Raw genomic sequence first — 14,498 nt, forward strand, 5'->3', positions numbered from 1 at the left:
TCCGGGGGAGGAGAGCGGCGGGCGAAGGTTTAGGCAAAAGCGTTTAGGCGTTGGCGAGGCGGGCCTTGCTGCGATTGGCCAGCCAGTGATCGAGGCTCACCGCGCCGCCGCCGTAAATCGCGGCATAGAGGAAGCCACCGGCGATCGAGATATTCTTCATGAAGTGGATGAACTGGTTCTGATCGGCGAGATTGCTATGGAAGAACACGGCGGTCGCGACGGTAAAGGCGGCCAGAGCCAGCGAGACGAGACGCGTCTGATAGCCGACGAGGAAGACCAGACCGCCGAGGATTTCGACGGCGACGGCCCCGACATAGGCCAGTTCGGGGAAGGGCAGGCCGACCGAGGCGATATAGCCGATGGTGCCTTCGGGGGCGGCCAGCTTCGACAGGCCGGACAGGATGAACAGGGCCGCGATCAGCAGACGGGCAAAGGCGGGGGTGACGGATTCGAGCTTGGACAGGACACAGGTTCCTTTCAAAGGTGGGTTTTAAAAGCGCGGCCTGTGGTTCAGGTCGTTGACGGAGAAATAGCCGTAACGCCGGTGTTTCAGAAGTGTGCGATGTGATGACTTGGTGTTGCTGAATTTGGAACACTTGCCGCTGCGTTTTATTATACCTCCCTGGCAAGCCAGGGAGGTATGAGAGAGGTTGTCTTAAATATCCGCCTTGTGGCTCCGACCTGATAATTATATGACTTATACCAAAGGGCCCGGCAGCGGCCCATCACCGACAGGGGCTATCCATGACCGTCCATCCCGACCGCCGTACCTTTATCGCCCTGCTGGGGTCCGCCGCCGCCGTGGCGCCGACCGTGCTGCACGCGGCGTCGACGCCGGAAACGCCGGCGCGGGAAGGGACCGTGTCGCTGGCCGGAGACTGGCGTTTCGCGCTCGACCGCGCCGATGTCGGGGCGGCGGATTACTGGTTCAACAAGACCATGCCGTCGGACCTGAAGATCAAGCTTCCCGGCATCCTGCAAACGCAAGGGTACGGCAACGAGATCACCGCCGAGACGCAGTTTGTTGCCGCCTTGCCGCGCGACATGCGCTGGTATCTGCTGCCGCAGTACAAGGCCTATACCGAACCCGGCAACGTCAAGGTGCCGTACCTGTCGCAACCCATCCGCCACTATCTCGGCGTCGCCTGGTATCAGCGCGATATCGAGATTCCGGAGACGTGGGCGGGTAAGCGCATCGCCCTGTCGCTGGAGCGGACGCGCTGGCGCACCGATGTGTGGGTCGGCAACCGGCTGGTGGGGACGGATTCGTCGCTGGTCGCGCCGCACGATTTCGATCTGGGCATTCTCAAGCCCGGTACGCACCGCCTGACTCTGCGCATCGACAATTCGATGCAGGAGCCGGTCTATCGCCCGGACGGCCACGGGGTGTCGGATGGCGAAGGCTCGACGTGGAACGGCGTGGTGGGGCGTATCGAGCTTAAGGCCACCTCGCCGGTATGGATCGACGACGCGCAGGTCTATACCGATCTCGGCAAGAAATCGGCGCAGGTCCGCGTAAAGATCGGCAATCTGACTGGCAAGGCTGGGTCGGGTACGCTGAACGCGGGCAAGGTCTCCGTGCCGGTGTCGTGGGCTGTTGACGGTGGCGAAGCGGTGATCGATGTGCCGATGCCGGACGCCAGACCGTGGTCGGAATTTACGCCGGTCCTGCAAAAGCTGACGGTCGCCCTGAAAGGGACCGATGCCGACGATACGCGCGACCTGACCTTCGGGATGCGCGAGATCAAAACCGATGGCCGCAAGATCCTGCTCAACGGCGAACAGCTCGATTTCCGCGCTACGCACGACGGCGGCGGCTTCCCGCTCACCGGCTATCCGGCCACCGATGTCGAGACGTGGCGGCGCATCCTCGGTATCTGCAAGCAATGGGGGCTCAATGCGATGCGCTTCCATTCGTGGTGCCCGCCCGAAGCGGCCTTCACGGCGGCGGATGAGCTGGGTTTCTATCTGCAACCCGAATGCGGCATGTGGAACAATTTCGATCCGGGCCGCAAGATGCTGGGCGTCCTCAACGAAGAGACGGAAAAGCTGCTCAAGGCCTATGGCAACCATCCGTCCTTCATCATGCTGGCGGCGTCGAACGAGCCGGCGGGGCAGTACCCGACGCAACTGCCCGAATGGGATTTGAAGTGGCGCAAGGCCGATCCGCGTCGTCTTTACGCCGACGGTATCGGGCGCTTTTCGCCGCCGCCGGGCGGCCCGGGGACGCCCTATGCCTCGGATTTTTTGGGGACGATCCGCGGGCGCGGGCCGGGCGGCTGGTTCGGCAACGATTACGAGCAGGCCCTGACCGAATCGACTGGCAATGCCGACATTCCGTGCATCGCCCACGAGGTCGGGCAATGGTGCGCCTATCCCGACTTCGGCATCATCGAAAAGTTCTCAGGCAAAGGGAAATACGCCGCCTTCCCGGAAGGTATCGGCTGGGGGAAACAGGCCTATATGGTCCCCGGCAATTACGAGATCATGCGCGATTCCGCCGAGGCGCACGGGATGTTGTCGCGCAACAAGGCCCTGGCCCATGCCTCGGGCCGCTTTCAGGTCGCCTGCTACAAGGAGGAGATCGAGGCCAATCTGCGCACCCCGTCCTATTCGGGGTATCACCTGCTCGATCTGCACGACTATCTGGGGCAGGGCGGGGCGCTGATGGGGCTGCTCGACGCCTTCTGGGAAGAGAAGGGCTATGTCACGGCGGATGAGTTCCGTCAGTATTGCAACACGACCGTGCCGCTGGTGCGGTTGAAAGATCGCGTATTCACGTCCGACAAGACGCTCTCCGCCGAGGCCGAACTGGCGCATTTCGGGCCGAAAGCCTTGTCGTCCGTGACGCCGGTGTGGCGGATCCTCGATGCGGCGGGCAAGACGGTGCAGTCGGGCGCCTTGGCCAAGCGCGCCGCACCGCGCGGCAAGAACCTGAAGCTGGGGACGATCACGGCGGACCTGTCGAAGCTGAAAAGCCCTGCGGCCTACACGCTGGTGCTGGAACTGAAAGGCACGGCCTTCCGCAATAGCTGGCCGTTCTGGGTTTATCCGGCCAGCGTCGATGCGGGCGTGCCCGTCGGGGTAACAGTGACCGCCTCGTGGGATGAGGCCAAGGCGGCTCTGGCCAGAGGCGGGCGCGTGCTGTTCCTGTCGGGCAAGCCGGAAAAACCCGTGCCCGATCTGGCCCTGACGACCGTGCCGATCTTCTGGAACCGCCTGATGAACCCCAGCCGTGCGTGGATGCTTGGCCTGCTGTGCGACACTCAACACGCGGCGCTGGGCGGCTTCCCGACGCAGGCGAACTGCGACTGGCAGTGGGTCGATCTGCTGGAAAAGACGACGGCGCTGAATGTCGAGGCCTTGCCGAAGACCCTGACGCCGGTGGTGCAGCCGATCGACGACTGGAACCGCAATCTGCGTCTGGCTATGCTGTTCGAAGCGAAGGTCGGCGAGGGGCGTTTGATGGTCACCTCGTTCGATCTGTCGGACGCCGGATTGAAGGGCCATGCCGGGGCGCCATCTTTGCGCCGGTCGGTGCTGGACTATATGGCCTCAGCGAAATTCGCCCCTGTCACGAATTTGACGGTAGGCGAACTCGATAGCTGGATGGGTGGGCGCTACTGGGCCGCGCCGACGGTGATCACCCCGCCTGCGCCCGGCGATATCGTCGATCCGGGGCAGGTCAAGCCGAGAAGCTGACATCTCCTCCCTGTCGCGCAGCGATGGGGAGGGGGACCATTCAAACGAAGTGCAGAATGGTGGAGGGGGATGACTCCGAAGGCCAGTGCAGGCTGAAAAGTCCGGCGTTATCCCCCTCCGTCATTTGCTGCGCAAATGCCACCTCCCCATGCCTGCGGCACAGGGAGGAGAGAGTTACGCCTTCCAGTCGCCGCCGAGCGCGCGGATCAGGCGGACGGTCGCCTGATACTGCTGGGCGCGGACGGACAGGTCCTGACGGCGCAGGCGCAGATAGGAGCGCTGGGCGTCCAGCACCTCAAGCTGCGACACGTAGCCGTGCCTGTAGCGCGACTGCGACAGGTCGAGCGCCCGTTGCGCGGCGGTGAGCGCCTCGCCCTGGGTCTTCGCCTCACTAGCCAGACCGTCGATGTCCGACAACTGGTTTTCGACATCGGCAAAGGCGACCAGCACGCTCTGACGGTACTGGGCGAAGGCCACGGCCAGATCGCCCTCGGCCAGCTCGGTCGCGGCCTTGCGCTGGCCGCCGTCGAAGATGGCCTGCGTCAGAATGCCGGTCAGGGACCAGCTCCGTGCCGCATCTTCGAACAGGTCACCCAGCTCGTTCGACGCGCCGCCACCCGACGCGGTCAGCGCCAGACGCGGGAACCACGCCGCCTTGGCGATGCCGACGCGCTTTTGTGCCGCCTGCATGGTTTTTTCGGCGGCGATGACGTCGGGACGGCGTTCCAGCAGTTCCGACGGCAGGCCCGCCGGGATCAGCGGCACGGCGTGCGACCACGCCTGCGCGTCCCACACCGATGCCTGAACCGTAAAGGTCGAGGCGATGTCGCCGACCAGCACGGCCAGCGCGTTTTCGATCTGGGCGCGCTGACGGTCGAGCGCCTTCAGTTCCGCCTCGGTCGACGATACCTCGGTTTGCAGCCGCACCACGTCGAGTTCGGCCACGTCCCCGGCCTCGTAGCGGCGTTGGGTGACCTTGAGCGTCTCACGATAGGCGGTCAGGGTCTCGTTGACGATGGCGCGGTCCTCATCAATCGCACGGAGCGCGAAATAGGTTTCCGCGACCTGCGCCGAGACCAGAAGCTGCGCCCCGCGATAGAGTTCGGCGGACGCCTCGGCATCGAGCTTCGCCGCGCTGGTCGCCTTCGACAGGCGGCCGAACAGATCGACCTCGTAGTCGAGATCGACACCCAGCGCGTGGATGGTCGAGGCCTTGGGGCCGCCGTCGGAGCCACGGCTCGATTGCAGACCCGCATTGACCTGCGGCAGTTGCACGGCGCGGGCCTGGCGGACGAAGGCGCGCGACTGCTGCAAGCGGGCGGCGGCGATCTCAAGGTCTGTATTGCGCGTCATGGCGCGAGCCTGAAGATCGTCGAGCACGGGGTCCGAGAAGATCAGCCACCACGCGCCGGTTTTCTTGGCCAGCGGCGGGGCGGTGGTCTCGGTCGTCACCGGGGCCTTGAACGCCGTCGGCGTGGCGAGACCGGTGTCCTTGGTCAGGGGTTCCGTGGCGCAGCTTGCGAGGAGCAAGGCCGCGAAGGACAGAGGGAGGAGAGATTTAAGACGGGACATGGTTATGCCTCCGGTTGGGTTGAAAGCGCGGCGGTGGTCGGGGTCGTGTCGATGACCTCGTGACCGGCGTCGTCGTGGGGGGTATTGTGGGCCTTGAGCGGGCGATTACCGCTCAGGGCGCGCAGCGTGACGTAGAAGACAGGCGTCAGGAACAGGCCGAAGACGGTGGCCCCGATCATGCCGGCGAAGACCGCGACGCCCATGGCGTGGCGCATTTCGGCCCCTGCGCCATGCGCCAGCACCAGAGGCAGAACCCCCATGATGAAGGCGATCGAGGTCATCAGGATCGGGCGCAGACGCAGGCGGCTGGCTTCGATCGCGGCGTCGAGCGGTTTGCGGCCTGACAGTTCCAGTTCGCGGGCGAACTCGACGATCAGGATGGCGTTCTTGGCCGACAGCCCTACCAGAACGAACAGGCCGATCTGGGTGAAGATGTTGTTGTCGCCGCCCGAAATCCACACGCCGGTGATGGCGGCGAGCAGGCCCATCGGCACGATCAGCAGGATCGAAATCGGCAGGACCATGCTTTCATATTGCGCCGCCAGAACGAGGAAGACGAGCAGGATGACCAACGGGAAGATGACGGCAGACGAGTCGCCCGCCAAAATCTGCTGATAGGTCAGGTCCGTCCATTCGTAGTCGATCCCAGCCGGAAGCACCTCTTTGGCGATGCGTTCGGCGGCGGCTTCGGCTTGGCCTGACGAGAAGCCGGGGGCGGGACCGCCATTGATGTCGGCCGCCAGATAGCCGTTATAGCGCGTCGCGTTGACCGGACCGAACGAGGGTTCAACCTTGAGCAGCGCCGACAAGGGGATCATCTCGCCGCTGGCGGAACGCACCTTGAGCTTGCCGATGTCTTCCGGACGGGCGCGGTAAGGCGCGTCGGCCTGAAGGCGCACGGAATAGGTGCGGCCGAACTTGTTGAAGTCGTTGACGTACATCGAGCCGAGATAGATCTGCATGGTGTCGAAGACATCCTGCACATTGACGCCCAGTTGGCGGGCCTTGACGCGGTCGATGTCGGCATAGACCTGCGGGACATTGATCTGGTAGTTCGAGAAGACCCCGGCCAGTTCCTTGGTCTGATAGGCCTTGGCCATGAAGGCCTTGGTCGCCTGATCGAGGGCTTCCGGACCCAGCGCGCCGCGGTCCTGAAGTTGCAGCTTGAAGCCGCCGGTGGTGCCGAGGCCGAGGATCGGCGGCGGCGGGAAGGCGACGACATAGCCTTCGCCGATACCCATGAACTTCTGGTTCAGGGCGCCCGCGATGGCATTGGCGTCGAGGTGGTGCTTCGAGCGATGCTCGAACGAGTCGAGCGCCAGAAAGACGACGGCGGAGTTGGACGCCAGCGTAAAGCCGTTGATCGACAGGCCGGGGAAGGACAGGGCGTCTTTGACGCCTTCCTGCTTCATGGCGATGTCGGTCATGGCGCGGGCTACGGCCTCGGTGCGGTCGAGCGTCGCGCCTTCGGGCAGTTGCACCATGCCGACGAGGTAGGCCTTGTCCTGCGCCGGGATGAAGCCGGTGGGGACGGTCTTGAACATGAACAGGGTGGTGCCGACCAGCACGACATAGAGGCCGAGCATCAGGGCCTTGCGCGAGATGATGCCGCCCAGGCTCTTGCCGTAGTTATCCGACGACCGGTTGAAGAAGCGGTTGAACAGACGGAAGAAGCCGCCCAGCCACTTGTCCATGAAGCGCGTCAGGCCGTCCTTCTTGGCGTGGTGATCCTTCAGCAGGAGCGCGGCCAGAGCGGGCGACAGGGTCAGCGAGTTGATCGCCGAAATGACGGTCGAGATGGCGATGGTCAGCGAGAACTGACGGTAGAATTGCCCCGACAGACCGGTGATGAAGGCCAGCGGTACGAAGACGGCGACCAGCACCAGAGCGATGGCGATGATGGGGCCGGAGACTTCGCGCATGGCCTGATAGGTGGCTTCCTTGGGCGACTTCCCGGCTTCGATATTGCGCTCGACGTTTTCGACCACGACGATGGCGTCGTCGACGACGATCCCAATGGCCAGCACCAGACCGAACAGGGTCAGGGCGTTGATCGAGAACCCGGCCAGATGCATGATGGCGAAGGTGCCGATGACCGAAACGGGGACGGCCAGCAGCGGGATGATCGAGGCGCGCCACGTCTGAAGGAAGACTATGACCACGATGACGACGAGGATGATCGCTTCGAGCAGGGTGTGGATGACCGAGTCGATCGATTCCTGCACGTATTCGGTCGTGTCGTAGGCGATGCGGTATTCGACGCCTTCGGGCATGGTCTTTTGCAACTCGGCCATGGTTGATTTGACGTCGGCGGAGACTTGCAGCGAATTGGCCCCGGCCTGCTCGAAGATCGGCACGGCGACGGCTTTCTGATTGTTGAGCAGCGAGCGCAGGGCGTAGTCGGACGCGCCTAATTCAACGCGGGCGATGTCGCCGAGATAGGTTACCGCGCCATCCTGCGAACGGACGACGATGTTGCGGAAGTCCTCTTCGGTCTTCAGGCGGCCCTGAGCATTGACCGACATTTGCAGGGTGATGTCCGGCTGTCCGGGCGAGGCCCCGACGATGCCGGCGGCGGCCTGCACGTTTTCACCGCGCACGGCGTTGGCGACGTCCGATGCGGACAGGCCGCGTTCGGCGACCCGTTGCGGGTCGAGCCAGATGCGCATCGAATATTCGCCGCCGCCGAACATTTGCAGCGGGGCGACGCCTTCGATCTTTTGCAGGCGGTCCTTGACGTGGATCAGGGCGTAGTTACGCAGGTAGTTTTCGTCGTAACGTCCGTTGGGCGAGACGAGGTGAACGACCAGCGGCAGCGAGGACTGGCTCTTTTGCGTGGTGACGCCCAGGGCGCGCACGTCGGCGGGGAGGCGGGCCTCGGCCTGAGAGACGCGGTTCTGAACCATCTGCTGGGCCAGATCGGGGTCGGTGCCGAGCTTGAAGGTCAGGGTCAGGGTCATCGCACCGTCCGATGTGGCGGCGGACGACATGTAGAGCATGTCTTCGGTGCCAGTCACCGCTTCCTCGATGGGGGTGGCGACGGTTTCGGCGATGACGGCGGGGCTGGCGCCCGGATAGAAGGCGCGCACCACGACCTGCGGCGGGACGACTTCGGGGTATTCCGAGACGGGGAGGCTGCGCAGGCTGAGGAGCCCGAACACCACGATGAGGAGCGACAGCACACCGGCGAAGATCGGCCTGTCGATGAAGAATTTGGAGAGGTTCATGGCATGGCCCTTCGGGCAACATGAGGGTTGAGAGTCTCCCTCCTCCCTGCGCGCAAGCGTGGGGAGGTGGCTCGACGCGTTAGCGGCGAGACGGAGGGGGATTGGGTAAGGTTTCAGCGCGATCCGGCTTTGGGAGTCATCCCCCACCACCGCTGCGCTTCGCTGGCGGTCCCCCTCCCCACGCTTGCGCGCAGGGAGGAGAGAATTTATGCGTTCGGTTTCGGCGTGGCGTCGATGACGGGCTTCAGCGCAACGATCTGAGGCGCGACGACCGCGCCGGGACGCAGGGCCTGAAGGCCCGACATCACCACACGCTCGCCGGGCTTGAGGCCGTCGATGACGACCTTCTGGCCCTCGACTGTGCCGCCGAGGTGGACTTCGCGGTATTCGACCGCATTGCCCTTACCGACGACATAGACGAAGCGCTTCGACTGATCGGTGCCGACGGCCAGTTCGCTGATCAGGATCAGCGGCTTGGCGGTCGCCTCACCCAACTTAACGCGGACGAACTGACCGGGGATCAGGCGACCGTCGGCGTTGGAAAAGACCGCGCGGGCGCGGACGGTACCGGATTGCGCGTCGAACTGATTGTCGATCAGTTGCAGGTGACCGTCGAGCGGGGCATTGCCGTCGTCCAGCTCCAGTTTGACCGGAATGCGCTCGAAGGCGGTGCCGTTGAGGTCTTTCAGGGTGCGGTTGATGACCTCTTCATTGGCGTCGAACGAGGCATAGATCGGCGACACCGAGACCAGCGTCGTCAGCAGCGGCGAACCGGCGCCTGACGCGACCAGATTGCCCTGGGTGATTTCGACGCGACCGACGCGACCCGAAACGGGGGCGCGGACCTGCGTATAGGAGAGGTTGAGATTGGCCGATTGTAGCACCGCGCGGGCGGCGGCGACGTCGGCTTCGGCCCCGCGCAGGCCGTTGGTGCGGCTTTCGGCCTCGGCCTGCGAGATGGCGTGTTCGGCCAGCAGGCGCTCGGCGCGGTCGTTGTCTGAACGGGCCAGAGTCAGGCGAGCCTCGGCGGCCTGAACCTGCGCCTTGGCGCGGGCGACCTCGGCGGCGTAAGGCGCCGGGTCGATGGTCACCAGCAGATCGCCCTGACGCACAAACGCACCTTCGCGGAAGTGGATCGATTTGACTGCGCCGGAGACCCGCGAGCGGATTTCGACGCGTTCGACAGCCTCAAGGCGGCCCGAGAACGATTCCCAGCTAGATGTGGTCTGTTCTTCGACGACGGCGACCTTGACCGGGATGGCCGGGGGCGCGGCCGGAGCGGCCTGCTCGGAGGCGTTGGAGGTCACGGCGGCGATGCTTAAGCCGCCGATACCGAGGGCGGCGGCGGCCACGGCGGCCAGCAAGGGCTTGCGGGGGACTTTTTTGTACAGTTCGGAGGGGGTCATGGCGGGTCACCTTCGGGGAGAAAGGGAAAAGGAATTTGGTGAGCGGTACGCTTGAAATGGCGTCAACGAGGCCTATTTATGTACTGCCCCGCAAATTAATAGAGGGCGGACACCAAAAAGTCAAAATTTTTGTACTAATTCGCACAAAAATGACGTAATGCGGTGTGGAAGACTTAAAAATAAAGGCTTTAAGCACCTCCCCTGATTTGGCTTACGCCGAACTTCGTTTCAGGGGAGGGTGGCGGCGAAGCCGACGGGTGGGGTTATTCCCATCTGTCAGCCGACTTCCGACCCGAAAGGTGTCCTCCCATATAAAGGGGGATGCTTATAAGGGTGGCGGCGCGGTTCAACTGAGGTTAGAGTGGGGTCACGTCAAACGCGGCGTGTGCATAAGGCCGATGAACGTCGGCGCACACCGCCACAGGAGTATAAGCGTCATCATGGTGCATCAGCCCTTTGAAACCGTGATTCACAAAACGCCTGAGATCGATCTGAGCGACAACCTCGACCTGAACGGTGTGTGTGGTGCGCAAAGCCTCGATCCCGAAGCCTGCGTCTGCAAGCCCAAGGCGAGAGGCCGTCCGCGCGCCTACAATCCCGACGAAGTGCTGCAAAAGGCATTGAAGGTCTTCTGGCAGAAGGGTTTCGCCGCTACCTCGCTCGACGATCTGGTCGAAGCAACCGGCGTCAATCGCCCCAGCCTCTATGCCGGGTTCGGCGATAAGGAGTCGCTCTATCTCAAGGCCATGCAGCGTTACCGCGAATCGCTGGCCGAGCGGCTGGACGAGGTGCTGATCTGCAACGGCGATCCTAACGACACGGTGCTGTCGATCATCCGGCGCTATTTCGACATCATCATCGACACCTATACGGGTGAAAGTCAGCATCCGCTGGGCTGCGCCTTCATGTGTACGGCGCTGAACGAGGCCCCTCAGCACGAGTCGATCCTTGAAATGCTGCAAAGCACGATCGAGGAATTCGATATCCGCTTCGAGAAGTTCTTTTCAGACGGTCAGAAATACGGCTGTCTCAAGCCCGGGCAGGACCCGAAGGTGCTGGCCCAGATGATCGGCGGCATCACCGCCAATCTAGGCGTCCGCGCCCGGGCCGGGGCCTCGGCGCAGGAACTGCGTTCGCTGGTGGTCAATACGACGGCGATGCTGTTTGCCTGACGGGCGAAGATAACAAAGCACCTCTCCTGATATTAGGGGTGTAGTGCAGCGAAAGTATAGCTTTCGCCAATGGTGGGATTTTTGAGCGTGAGCTCAAAAAGACGGTGGGGTTATTACCGGCGGTATAACCCCCCTCCGGCTAAAGCCGGTTTCCCCCCTGATATCAGGGGGGATGCTATATAGTGATATCGGGGGGTATTATGCAGAGACTTAAAATATTGTCGCTGGTTGGGCTGGCGACCCTAATAGCTGGCTGCGCCACGCTGGCCGGTGATCCGCACGCCGATCTCGACATTCTGGAAACCGCCATGACCTCGCGCGCCGAGGACTTGCAGCCTCAGGCCGATGGCGGCGTGGCGCGGGCACAACTGGCGCTGGCCGTGGTGTATAAATACGGCCTCAACGGCACCTCGAAAAATCTCCCGGCGTCGTTCCGGTTACGGCAAAAGGCGACGGCGCAGCGCGGCTATACGCCGATCACGCAATATATAGCCGGCCTGAACGGCGCGCCGGGACGCACGGCGATCATCAATATCGCGCGTTTCGACCTGACCGAACCTCAGGCGTCGCGGGTCTTTTTCTGCGCCGAGGCTCTGGAAAAGGGACAGATGACCGCGTCGGGCTTTTCGGCCTGCGGCAGCGAACAGCGGTTCCGCGACCTGCATCCGCGCTGGCTGGCGATTTCGCCCTCTGCCAAACGTCCGGATTTCAAACCAAAGCCCGCGCGCAAACCCACAATCGCGTGAGGTGAGAAAAATATCGTTATCCCAACCCCTGGCGGTAACCGGCGATTAACCTTGCTGTCTCATCTTTCGGTTGAGTAATGTGTAAGTGAGGTGCCTATGTTCTTTTCTCATAAGACCGCCGATAGCGATCATGCCATTGTTTCCGCCCTCCATGCCTCTCAGGCCGTCATCGAGTTTACGCCCCATGGCGACATCCTGACGGCCAACGACAATTTCCTCAAGGCGACGGGCTACAGTCTGGGCGATATCGCCGGGCGCAACCACAGCCTGTTCTGCGATCCTGCCTATGCCCAAAGCGAGGCCTATCGCCGCTTCTGGGCCGATCTGGCGCGCGGCGACTTCGCCGCCGGGGTCTATAAGCGCTTCGGCCGCGACGGTGCGCCGCTCTGGCTTCAGGCGACCTACAATCCAATCCGCGACAAGGCCGGAAAGGTCATCAAGGTCGTCAAGTTCGCTTCGGATATTACCGAGGCCAAGCTGCGCGACATGGATTACAAGGGCAAGATCGACGCCATCGATCGCGCGCAGGCCGTGATCGAGTTCACGCCGAAAGGCCAAATCCTGACGGCCAACGCCAATTTTCTCACCGCCGTCGGCTATACGCTCGACGAAATCCGCGGTCGCCACCACAGTCTGTTCTGCGACACGGCGGTGGTCAATAGCGAGGCCTATCGCCGGTTCTGGGAAGCGCTGGCACGCGGCGAGTTCCAGTCGGCGGAGTATAAACGCGTCGGCAAGGGCGGGCGCGAAATCCACATTCAGGCGACCTATAATCCGGTCTTCGACGACTCAGGCGAGGTGGTCAAGGTCGTCAAGTTCGCCAGCGATATCACGACCACGGTTCAGCGGCGCGAGCGTTCCGAGCGCCTCAATCAGGAACTGGGCGCGGTGATCGGTCAGATCCTCGACGCCAATTCCATGACGTCGCGCGTCGCTCACGCCACCGACGAGACCGGCACCATGATCCACGCGGTGGCGTCTGCCGCCGAGGAGCTGTCGGCCTCGGTACGCGAAATCTCGAACTCGATGGGCAATGCCCGCGGCGGGGTCGAGGCCGTGTTCAAACACACCGAAACCGCCAATATCTCCGCCGAACGGCTGGGCAAGTCGGCGGAATCGATGACTCAGGTCGTCAACCTCATTCAGGATATCGCCAGCCAGATCAACCTGCTGGCGCTCAATGCGACCATCGAATCGGCGCGCGCCGGTGAGGCCGGGCGCGGCTTCGCCGTTGTGGCGTCCGAGGTCAAGTCGCTGGCCAACCAAGCCGCGCGCTCGACCCAGACCATTTCCGAGGAAATCGCCAACATGCAGGGCGTGACCAGCGAGGTGACCGGGACGCTCAACCTCATTTCGGGCTCGATGAACGACGTGCTGGAAAACGTCGCCTCGATCGCCGGGGCGCTTGAGCAACAGAACGCCGCCACCACGACGATCAGCTCGGACATGCAATCCGCCGTCAGCGCGGTGGGTCGCATCACCGACTCGATGGGTACGATTTCGGGCACCTTCCATCAGGTCGCCACGGCGTCGGAAGAGGTCAAGCGCCAGATGGAAGCGCTGGCGGTTGCGTAAGTCGCGACGTTTATAAAGACGAACCCTATTGAACCGGACGGTTCACGGTGTAAGTTCCCTTCAAGTCAGATTTTTTTGCCGCGATATTATTGCCAAAAACCGCTGACACTTTTTGGCATATCGCTCAAGGAGGAGAACAGCATGTGCGATGACGATATCCATCAGGGCCTGGTTCACGATCCGCGCCTGTCGCGACGGGGTTTCGCGCTGGCGGCGGCGGGCGGACTGACTCTGGCTTCAAGCCAGACCTTTGCCGCCGCGGCGGTCACCGCCTCCGCCGTTACGGTCAAGACGCCGGACGGCGAGGCCGATGCGGTCCTGTTCCACCCGGCTAGCAAGGGCAAATGGCCCGCCGTCCTGATCTGGACCGACGTGATGGGCCTGCGTCCGGTGTTCGAGGATATGGGACGCCGGCTGGCCGCCGAAGGCTATGTGGTTCTGGTGCCCAATCCCTATTACCGCGTGCGCAAATCGCCCGTCGTCGAAGGCACGTTCAATTTTGCGGTCCCTGCCGATCGTGAGAAACTGACGCCGTTGCGCGCCAGTATTACGCCGGAAGGCACGCTGCGCGATGCGACGGCCTTCGTCGCCTTTCTCGATGCGCAGGCCGTGACCGACACTAAGCGCAAGGTCGGCGTTCAGGGCTATTGCATGGGCGGGCCGCTGGCTTTCCGCACCGCCGTCGCCGCCTCCGAGCGCATCGGAGCCGTGGCGACGTTTCACGGCGGCGGGCTGGCCACCGATCAGCCGTCGAGCCCGCACCTGCTTATCCCGCAAACGAAGGCCGAGTACCTGATCGAGATCGCCGCCAATGACGACGCCAAGGACCCGGGGGCGAAGGACCGCCTGAAAGCCGCCTTCGAGGCCGCCAAACGTCCGGCCATCGTCGAGGTCTTCGAGGGGGCCGACCACGGCTGGACCGTGCGCACCAGTCAGGTCTACAACGAAGCCGCCGCCGAAAAGGCGTGGGCCAACCTTCTGGCCCTGTACAAGCGGGCTTTGTAACGCGTAGACGTCGCAAAACGCCAGGAGGTCACGCTTGATAGAGACGGTTTCTGCTCGCTAATGCGTGGAACAGGGCTATAAAGCATGACCCGC

At 63.1% G+C, this 14,498-nt stretch carries 9 protein-coding genes; 5 read left to right on the plus strand and 4 right to left on the minus strand.

All coding sequences use genetic code 11. The annotated features are described in order from the left end of the window. Nucleotides 1-43: 43 nt before the first annotated feature. Complete coding sequence (locus AEYBE204_RS31330) at nt 44-481, minus strand: DoxX family protein (RefSeq protein ID WP_023462503.1); 438 nt, start codon at nt 479-481, stop codon at nt 44-46. Between the two features lie 263 nt (nt 482-744). Here AEYBE204_RS31330 and AEYBE204_RS31335 point away from each other — a divergent pair, with 263 nt between their 5' ends. Next, nucleotides 745-3,702 carry a sugar-binding domain-containing protein gene (locus AEYBE204_RS31335; protein WP_023462504.1) on the plus strand — a complete coding sequence of 986 codons (2,958 nt, stop codon included), beginning with the start codon at nt 745-747 and terminating at the stop codon, nt 3,700-3,702. 174 nt (nt 3,703-3,876) lie between these two features. Here the strand turns inward: AEYBE204_RS31335 and AEYBE204_RS31340 are convergent, their stop codons facing one another. From AEYBE204_RS31340 to AEYBE204_RS31350, 3 genes are all read right to left on the minus strand, one after another. Continuing rightward, the gene (locus tag AEYBE204_RS31340) at nt 3,877-5,274 is read right to left on the minus strand and encodes an efflux transporter outer membrane subunit (RefSeq protein ID WP_023462505.1); all 1,398 of its coding nucleotides are present in this window, start codon (nt 5,272-5,274) and stop codon (nt 3,877-3,879) included. 2 nt (nt 5,275-5,276) lie between these two features. Beyond that, nucleotides 5,277-8,501, minus strand: coding sequence for an efflux RND transporter permease subunit (locus tag AEYBE204_RS31345; protein WP_023462506.1), 3,225 nt, complete (start codon nt 8,499-8,501; stop codon nt 5,277-5,279). A gap of 206 nt (nt 8,502-8,707) precedes the next feature. Further along, nucleotides 8,708-9,907: an efflux RND transporter periplasmic adaptor subunit gene (locus AEYBE204_RS31350; RefSeq protein WP_023462507.1), complete on the minus strand. Its 1,200-nt coding sequence runs from the start codon at nt 9,905-9,907 to the stop codon at nt 8,708-8,710. Nucleotides 9,908-10,347: 440 nt separating this feature from the next. On the opposite strand from AEYBE204_RS31350, the gene AEYBE204_RS31355 reads away from it, so the two are divergent. From AEYBE204_RS31355 to AEYBE204_RS31370, 4 genes are all read left to right on the plus strand, one after another. Continuing rightward, nucleotides 10,348-11,079, plus strand: a complete 732-nt coding sequence (locus AEYBE204_RS31355; RefSeq protein WP_023462508.1) for a TetR/AcrR family transcriptional regulator — start codon at nt 10,348-10,350, stop codon at nt 11,077-11,079. Nucleotides 11,080-11,279: 200 nt separating this feature from the next. After that, nucleotides 11,280-11,825 carry a hypothetical protein gene (locus tag AEYBE204_RS31360; protein ID WP_031230705.1) on the plus strand — a complete coding sequence of 182 codons (546 nt, stop codon included), beginning with the start codon at nt 11,280-11,282 and terminating at the stop codon, nt 11,823-11,825. A 96-nt stretch (nt 11,826-11,921) separates the two neighbouring features. Beyond that, nucleotides 11,922-13,400, plus strand: a complete 1,479-nt coding sequence (locus tag AEYBE204_RS31365) for a PAS domain-containing methyl-accepting chemotaxis protein (protein WP_023462510.1) — start codon at nt 11,922-11,924, stop codon at nt 13,398-13,400. Between the two features lie 141 nt (nt 13,401-13,541). Then, nucleotides 13,542-14,405: a dienelactone hydrolase family protein gene (locus tag AEYBE204_RS31370; protein ID WP_023462511.1), complete on the plus strand. Its 864-nt coding sequence runs from the start codon at nt 13,542-13,544 to the stop codon at nt 14,403-14,405. The last annotated feature ends 93 nt before the right edge of the window (nt 14,406-14,498 follow it).

The sequence above is a fragment of the Asticcacaulis sp. YBE204 genome (assembly GCF_000495855.1).
Classification (GTDB): domain Bacteria; phylum Pseudomonadota; class Alphaproteobacteria; order Caulobacterales; family Caulobacteraceae; genus Asticcacaulis.

Coding starts and splice junctions, on each gene's coding strand:
- AEYBE204_RS31335 (WP_023462504.1), top strand. CDS start 745: ATGACCGTCCATCCCGACCGCCGTACCTTTATCGCCCTGCTGGGGTCC.
- AEYBE204_RS31340 (WP_023462505.1), bottom strand. CDS start 5,274: ATGTCCCGTCTTAAATCTCTCCTCCCTCTGTCCTTCGCGGCCTTGCTC.
- AEYBE204_RS31345 (WP_023462506.1), bottom strand. CDS start 8,501: ATGAACCTCTCCAAATTCTTCATCGACAGGCCGATCTTCGCCGGTGTG.
- AEYBE204_RS31350 (WP_023462507.1), bottom strand. CDS start 9,907: ATGACCCCCTCCGAACTGTACAAAAAAGTCCCCCGCAAGCCCTTGCTG.
- AEYBE204_RS31355 (WP_023462508.1), top strand. CDS start 10,348: ATGGTGCATCAGCCCTTTGAAACCGTGATTCACAAAACGCCTGAGATC.
- AEYBE204_RS31360 (WP_031230705.1), top strand. CDS start 11,280: ATGCAGAGACTTAAAATATTGTCGCTGGTTGGGCTGGCGACCCTAATA.
- AEYBE204_RS31365 (WP_023462510.1), top strand. CDS start 11,922: ATGTTCTTTTCTCATAAGACCGCCGATAGCGATCATGCCATTGTTTCC.
- AEYBE204_RS31370 (WP_023462511.1), top strand. CDS start 13,542: ATGTGCGATGACGATATCCATCAGGGCCTGGTTCACGATCCGCGCCTG.